This window comes from Kitasatospora sp. NPDC057512 (genome assembly GCF_042802135.1).
Taxonomy (GTDB): domain Bacteria; phylum Actinomycetota; class Actinomycetes; order Streptomycetales; family Streptomycetaceae; genus Kitasatospora.
Genome location: NZ_JBHVET010000430.1, coordinates 1 through 7,302, shown reverse-complemented (window position 1 = coordinate 7,302; position 7,302 = coordinate 1). Strand labels below are relative to the sequence as shown.

Here is a 7,302-nt window from a genome sequence, read left to right as displayed (position 1 = left end):
CCACCCGCCCCTTCGTCATTCCGTCATTCCGTCATTCCGGGGCGGGGCCGCCGGGCAGGCGGACGGTGGCCAGCGCGCCCGGACCGCCGTCGGCGGCCGGGCCGAGGGTGACCTCGCCGCCCGCCTCCCGGACGCTCTGCGCGACGATCGACAGCCCGAGGCCGGAGCCGGGCAGCTGGCGCGAGGAGGGCGAGCGCCAGAACCGGTCGAAGACGTACTGGAGTTCGTCCGGCGGGATGCCGGGGCCGTGGTCGCGGACGGTCAGCACGCCCCGGTGCAGCCGGACGTCGATGGTGCCGCCGGGCGGGCTGTACTTGACTGCGTTGTCCAGCAGGTTGATCACCGCCCGTTCCAGCCCGGCCGCGTCGCCGTGCACGTACCAGGGCTCGGTGTCGGTCTCGAAGACCAGCCCCGGGCCGCGCAGCTTGGCCCGCTCGACGGCCCGTCCGGCGAGCTCGTGCAGGGCGACCACGGTGGGGGCCGGGCCGCTCTTGGGGGTGTCCGGGCGGGAGAGCTGGAGCAGGTCGCCGATCAGCACGGTGAGTTCCTGCATCTGCGCCTTCATGTTGCCGAGCAGCTTGGTCTTGGTGGCGGCGGGCAGCGGGCGGCCGGTGTCGTTGCTGCGGATCAGCAGGTCGACGTTGGTGCGCAGGGAGGTCAGCGGGGTGCGGAGCTCGTGCCCGGCGTCGGCTATCAGTCGGGTCTGCCGCTCGCGGGAGTTGGCGAGGGCGGTGCTCATGGAGTTGAAGGACGTGGAGAGGCGGGCGATCTCGTCGTGTCCGTTGACGGGGATGGTGGTGCCCACCTCCTCGGTCCGGGCGATGTGTTCGACGGCGTCGGTGAGCTGGTCGACGGGCTTGAGGGAGGAGCGGGCGACCAGCCGGCCGGCGACGGCGGCGAGCAGGATGCCGCCGGCGGAGACGGAGCCGAGCAGGATGGCGAGGCCCTGGAGGGAGTCCTCGACGGGCTGGGTGGAGGTGGCCACCATCAGCAGGGCCGGCCCCGACAAGGAGTGGGTCAGCGAGATCCGGACGACTGCCGGGGTCCCGTCGGTGAAACGGCCGTCACGGATGATCGACTGGCCGTTCTTGAGCTTGAACCCGGCGGTGTCACCGGGCTGGACCACGATCGCCTTGGTCGCGTTCGGTGGCAGGCAGACGCCCGTCGGGTTGGCCTTCACGAACTGGGTGTCCCGGGCCACCGCGCTGCCGTTCTCCGAGGTGAGGCCCGTCGGCTGGTTCGCCAGGGCCTGTTCCGCGGTCGGGTAGCAGAGCAGGGGTACTCGGGGCCCCGGCGGCAGCGTCGCGTTGGCCAGGTCGGTCCGCACCTGGTCGTAGAGCTGCTTCTCCACGATGAACCAGCACGCCAGCGCCGACAGCGCGATCGCCACCGCCACCGCCGCCGCGCTCAGGAAGGTGAGGCGGCTGCGCAGCGAGCGGGAGCGGAACCAGTGGAGGAGGCGCTGTCGGCGGCGGGGCGTGCGGGGCGGAGCCAGCGGAGGTGCCAGCGGAGGGGGCGGGACGTGGTTCACGCGCTCGCGCCGGCGGCCGGGCGCAGGGCGTAGCCGACGCCGCGCACGGTCTGGATCAGGCGGGGCATGCCGCCCTGCTCGGTCTTGCGGCGCAGGTACATCACGTACACGTCGAGGGAGTTGGAGGAGGGCTCGAAGTCGAAGCCCCAGACCGCCTTCAGGATCTGTTCGCGGGTGAGGACCTGGCGGGGGTGGGCGAGGAACATCTCCAGCAGCATGAACTCGGTGCGGGTGAGTTCGATCGGCTTACCGGCCCGGGTGACCTCACGGGTGGCGGTGTTCATCCGCAGGTCGGCGAAGGCGAGCACCTCGCTCTCGTCCTCGACGGCGGCGCGGGCGGCGGCCTCGGCGGCGAGGGCGTTGCGGCGCAGCAGGGCGCGGACGCGGGCGAGCAGTTCGTCGAGCTCGAAGGGCTTGGCGAGGTAGTCGTCGGCGCCGACGTCGAGACCGGTGACACGGTCGCCGACGGCGTCGCGGGCGGTCAGCATCAGCACCGGGACGGTGTCGCCGCGCGAGCGCATCCGGCGGACGGCGGTGAGGCCGTCCATCCGGGGCATCATGATGTCCAGCAGGACGAGGTCGGGCCGGTCGCGTTCGACGGATTCCAGGGCTTCGTAGCCGTCGGTGGCGGTGGCGACCTCGTACCCCTCGAAGGCGAGGCTGCTCTCCAGGGCGTCCCGGAGGGCGGGTTCGTCGTCGACCACGAGGAGCCGGGCGAAGGGGTGGCCGGCCTCGGCGGTGGTGCGGTCGTCGGCGGACGGGGTCATGGGCGGGTGCCCTTTCTCGTCGGGTGGAGGGCCTGCTGGGAGCAATTGTCCGTCTCAGGGAGCGCTGCTCACAGGTTCTGGCCGGCTTCGAGCTTCGGCAGGACCTGCTTGATGTCGTTGATCGGGATGGCGAAGCCGAGGCCGACGCTGCCGGCCGAGCCGCCGGAGGAGCCGGATCCGCCGGGCGCGTACATCGCCGAGTTGATGGCGATGACCTGGCCGTTGGCGTTGATCAGCGGGCCGCCGGAGTTGCCGGGGTTGAGCGCGGCGTCGGTCTGGAAGGCCTTGTAGGTGGTGGTGCTGCCGCTGTTGGACTGCGGGGCGGTGCCGCGCAGGCCGGGCACGCCGGGCAGGTAGGGCAGGCCGAAGCCGCCGTTGTTGCTGGTGCTGCCCTCGTCGAGCTGGACGGTGACGTCGCGGTTCTCGGCGCTGATGATGCCGGAGGTGACGGTGCCGGTGAGGCCGTCGGGGTTGCCGATGGCGACGACCGGGTCGCCGATGGCCACGGTGGAGGAGTCGCCGAGGACGGCGGGGGTGAGGTTTTTCGCGCCGGTGGCGGTGATCACGGCGACGTCGAGGGCCTTGTCGGTGCCGGTGACGGTGGCCTGGGCGGTGGAGCCGTCCTTGAAGGTGACGGTGATCCGGCCGCCGGCGGCCGCGGTGTCGATCACGTGGTAGTTGGTGAGGATCTGCCCGTCGGTGTTCAGGACGACGCCGGTGCCGGTGGCGGTGCCGTTGCCGGTCTTGACGGTGATCTCGACGGTGCTGGGCGAGACGGCGGCGGCGACGGCGGCCACGTCGGCGGTGCCGTCGGAGCGGGCGGAGACCGGGCTGGCGATGGTGCCGACGCGGTTCTCGGCGCCCTGGTGGTCGGCGGAGACCAGGCCGCCGGTGACCCCGCCGAGGACGGCCGCGACCGCGGCGACGGCGGTGACCAGGACGAGCCGGCCGCGCAGCAGTCCGCGCCGGGCCCGGCCGCCGTGGTGGCCGGGGCCCTCGGGGGAGCCCGGCCCGAGGATCGTGGGCGGCTCGGGCGGGATCGGCGGGGGCGGCGGCGGTGCGTCGAAGCCGCCGTCGGAGTGGTCCTCGCGGTAGCTGTACCCGGGCCCGTGTCCGTACCCGTCCGCGCCGGTGGCCCCGGTGGCCGGGCCGCTGCCGAGCACGGTGCCCTCGATCACCCGGGGCTCCTGGGCCTCGTACTGCCCGTGGGCCTGGTCCTGGCCGTGCTGCCCGTGCTGCCCGTACTGGCCGTGGGCCTGGTAGGGGTCGTACTGCTCGTGGGGCTCGTACGGGCCGTACTGCTCGCTGGGGTGCCGCTGCTTTTCGCTCATGCCGACCAAGCTCGGCCCGGTGCATGAGGAGTGGATGAGAACCGGCTCAGAACGGGGAGAGAAGCCCGTTGGGTTCTCATAAAGCCTGGTCAGGCCGTCTGCCGAGCGGAACCGGCTACTCCGGTACGGACCGGCCGGGGGCGTCGCCGCCGCAGCCGCAGGAACGGCGGATGACCAGCCGGGACGGGAAGGTGCGGACCCGCTCGGTGTCCGAGCCGGGCACCATCAGCGAGTCGTCCAGCACCAGGTCCACGGCGGCCCGGGCCATCGCGTCGCGGTCGGAGGCGACGGTGGTCAGCGGCGGGTCGGCGAGCGCGGCCTCCGGCACGTCGTCGAAGCCGGCCACCGCGAGGTCCTCCGGGACCCGCAGGCCGACCTCGCGGGCGGCCCGCAGCACGCCGATCGCCTGGTCGTCGGTGGAGCAGAAGATCGCCCGCGGCCGGTCCGGCGAGCGGAGCACGCCGAGCGCGACGTCGTAGGCGCCGTAGCGGTGGAAGGGGGCGTCGATCAGGTGCGGCTCGGTGGGGACGCCGTGCGCGTCCATGGCGCGCTGCCAGCCCTCGACGTGGTCGATGACCGGGTCGCCGGGGGCGGGGGACTCGACCGGGCCGCCGAAGCAGGCCACGTACGGGTGCCCGTGCACCTCCAGCAGGTGGCGCACGATCGCCTCGGCGCCGGCCACGTCGTCGGTGACCACCGCGACGTCGTCGATCGCCTCGGGCCGGCGGTGCAGCAGCACGACCTTGGCGCCCTCCATCGCGGCGAACTCCTCGGCGGCGCGCTGCGAGGGACCCTGGCTGACCAGGATCAGGCCGGAGACGCGCATCCCGAGGAAGGCGCGGACGTAGTGCACCTCGCGGTCGTCCACGTAGTCGGAGTTGCCGATCAGCACGAGCTTGCCGCGCTCGGAGGCGGCCCGTTCCACGGCGTGCGCCATCTCGGCGAAGAAGGGCTGGCGGGCGTCCGGGACGACCATGCCGATCAGGTTGGTGCGCCGGGAGGCCATCGCCTGGGCGACGCTGTTCGGCCGGTAGCCGAGCTGGTCGATCGCCGCGAGGACCTTCTCCCGGGTCGCGGGTGCGACCGGGCGCGGCCCGTTGTTGATGACGTAGCTGACGACCGCGGTCGAGGTACCAGCCAGCCGGGCTACATCGTCGCGCGTCACTTTGGCCACGGGGGGAGTCTACGCGTGTGGCCTCCGGGGCGGCAGGGGGATCCGGGGCCCCGTTCGGCAGGCCGGCGGGCGGCTCCGGGAGGAACCGGACAAGCCGGGCGGGGGACGGCCCGCCCGGCCGGGCCTCAGGCGTCCAGGGGGGTGGCGGGGCGCTGGGCGAGCTCCGGCCGCTCGCCCTTCTCGGGCTTCTCCGGGACGACGAAGCGGTAGCCGACGTTGCGCACGGTGCCGATCAGCTGCTCGTGCTCCACGCCGAGCTTGGCGCGCAGCCGCCGGACGTGCACGTCCACCGTCCGGGTGCCGCCGAAGTAGTCGTAGCCCCAGACCTCCTGCAGCAGCTGCGCCCGGGTGAAGACCCGGCCGGGGTGCTGCGCGAGGTACTTGATCAGCTCGAACTCCTTGAAGGTGAGGTCGAGCGCCCGGCCCTTCAGCTTGGCGGAGTAGGTCGCCTCGTCGACCGAGAGGTCGCCGTTGCGGATCTCCATCGGGCTGTCGTCGGTGACGACCTGGAGGCGGCCGAGCGCGAGCCGCAGCCGGGCCTCGACCTCGGCCGGGCCCGCGGTGTCCAGCAGGACGTCGTCGATGCCCCACTCGGCGGTGACGGCGGCCAGGCCGCCCTCGGTGACCACCAGGATCAGCGGGCAGCCGATGCCGGTGGAGCGCAGCAGCTGGCAGAGGCTGCGGATCTGCGGCAGGTCACGCCGGCCGTCGACCAGGATGACGTCCGCGCTGGGCGTGTCCACCAGGGCCGAACCCTCGGCCGGGGCCACCCGGACGTTGTGCAGCAGCAGTCCGAGGGCGGGCAGCACTTCGGCGGACGGTTGCAGCGCGTTGGTGAGGAGGAGGAGAGAACTCATACCCGGTGGTCCCCTTTCCGGGTCGTCGCGGTCGCGTGACGGCTGCCGCCACAGCCGGATGGCGCACGTGCTGAGGGGGAGGGGAGGACGACGGCCGGTCGCGGCGGACCGGGGGAGCGGACGGCGTGCAGGGCGCGACGGCGTGTCCGCCGGGGGTCCCGCAACCCCGGGCGCACCGTTTCTGCCCTGTTCCTCACCGCGAACCCTCCGGTCTGGTCCGGTGCCGGGTGGCGGCCCGGTGCCGGGTGGCGATGCCCCGGCCGGCCGGGGCACGTCGTTGTGCCGCGCCGGCCGGGAGGTCCCTGCTGCGCGCCGGGGGTGGGCCGACGAATCGCAAGAACGTCCGTACTGGCGTCCTGGAAGCACAAAAGGACCCGGGGGCGACTCTGCCCGGATCCCTCTTGGTGGTCGAGGATAGCCGACCGCCCCCTCCGCCGGGAGTGCCGGAATCCGGCGGTTCGCCCAATTCGGGCGTGCGCCGGGTGAGGCTGGACACAGCTTCGAGCGCTGGTCCGGCGCCTCCGGGTGGCGGTCCGGTGCGGGGCCGGTGGGCACTCCGTGCCGGTCCGGCCAGGGCGATTGCCGCTCGTGGCGGCCGACACGCCATCATGGGGGGCGCACATCGGAGGCGCTGTTCGGGTCCATCGTTCGGGTGGTCGGGCGGCCGTCGCGGTGGCGAGCCGGACCGGGGTACCCGAGCCGGGCGAGGACGACGAGAAGGGGTGGCCCGATGGGCGCGACCACCGAGCCCGCGAGCGGCGCCCGGGTGCGCGGGACGATCCGCTACTGGGCGGCGGCGAAGTCCGAGGCCGGGCTGGCCGAGGAGCCGTACGAGGCGGCGACCCTGGCGGAGGCGCTGGCGGCGGCCAGGGCGCGGCACGCCGACCGGCCGAAGTTCGTCCAGCTGCTCGGGCACTGCTCGTACCTGGTCGACGGGGCGCAGGTGGGCGGCCGCGACCACGCGACCGTCGCCCTGACCGAGGGCGGGACGGTCGAGGTCCTCCCGCCGTTCGCGGGAGGCTGAGCGGCGTGACGGACATGAACAACCCGAACCACCCGAACCACGGCGGCCACGGCGGCCACGGCGAGTGGCCGCAGCAGCCCCACCAGCCGTACCCGCCCCAGGGACAGCAGCCGCAGCAGCCGTACCCGCCGCAGCAGCCGTACGTCCCGCCGCGGCAGCCCGGCCACCAGCCGCCGTACGGCTACCCGGTGGACGACGCGGCGGCGACCGCGGTGCTGCCGGCGGTGCCCGCGTTCGACGACGCGGCCGCGACCACCCTGCTGCCGCCGGTGCCGGCGGCGGGCGACGCCGAGGCGACGGCGCTGCTGCCGCCGGTGGTGGTGTCCGGTCCGCTGTCGGGCGCGCCGCGGCAGCCGGGCCACCAGCCGCCGCCGCAGCAGCAGGCCCACCAGCCGCAGCCACCGCAGCAGCCGCAGCAGGCCCACCAGCCGTACCAGCCGCAGCAGGCCCCGCAGGCCCCGCAGGCCCCGCAGCCGCGGCAGCGGCGGCGGCAGCCGGAGCAGCCGGTGCAGCCCCAGCCGGATCCGACGATCCAGCTGCAGCTCCCCCGGCCGCCGGGGCCGCGGGCCCGGCACGCGGCTCCGGCGCCGCAGCAGGCCCCCGCGCAGCAGGCGGCGG

At 74.2% G+C, this 7,302-nt stretch carries 6 protein-coding genes and 1 pseudogene; 2 read left to right on the top strand and 5 right to left on the bottom strand.

What is annotated here, in order from left to right; genetic code table 11:
- Positions 1-31: 31 nt before the first annotated feature.
- The 5 genes from ACFU6K_RS25125 to ACFU6K_RS25105 form a co-directional block, all read right to left on the bottom strand.
- Positions 32-1,531: an ATP-binding protein gene (locus ACFU6K_RS25125; RefSeq protein WP_380666586.1), complete on the bottom strand. Its 1,500-nt coding sequence runs from the start codon at positions 1,529-1,531 to the stop codon at positions 32-34.
- Positions 1,528-2,298, bottom strand: a complete 771-nt coding sequence (locus ACFU6K_RS25120; RefSeq protein ID WP_380666584.1) for a response regulator transcription factor — start codon at positions 2,296-2,298, stop codon at positions 1,528-1,530. Before ACFU6K_RS25120 ends, ACFU6K_RS25125 begins: the two co-directional genes overlap by 4 nt.
- 68 nt (positions 2,299-2,366) lie before the next feature.
- A complete protein-coding gene (locus ACFU6K_RS25115) occupies positions 2,367-3,629 on the bottom strand; it encodes a S1C family serine protease (protein ID WP_380666582.1) in 1,263 nt (420 codons plus the stop codon).
- A gap of 115 nt (positions 3,630-3,744) precedes the next feature.
- The gene (locus tag ACFU6K_RS25110; protein ID WP_380666580.1) at positions 3,745-4,803 is read right to left on the bottom strand and encodes a LacI family DNA-binding transcriptional regulator; all 1,059 of its coding nucleotides are present in this window, start codon (positions 4,801-4,803) and stop codon (positions 3,745-3,747) included.
- Between the two features lie 125 nt (positions 4,804-4,928).
- Complete coding sequence (locus ACFU6K_RS25105) at positions 4,929-5,660, bottom strand: response regulator transcription factor (protein ID WP_074006427.1); 732 nt, start codon at positions 5,658-5,660, stop codon at positions 4,929-4,931.
- A gap of 730 nt (positions 5,661-6,390) precedes the next feature.
- Between ACFU6K_RS25105 and ACFU6K_RS25100 the strand changes: the two genes are divergently transcribed.
- Both ACFU6K_RS25100 and ACFU6K_RS25095 read left to right on the top strand, forming a co-directional pair.
- A complete protein-coding gene (locus tag ACFU6K_RS25100; protein WP_380666577.1) occupies positions 6,391-6,684 on the top strand; it encodes a MoaD/ThiS family protein in 294 nt (97 codons plus the stop codon).
- 5 nt (positions 6,685-6,689) lie between these two features.
- A pseudogene (locus ACFU6K_RS25095) lies at positions 6,690-7,302 on the top strand (hypothetical protein); the annotation flags it as partial.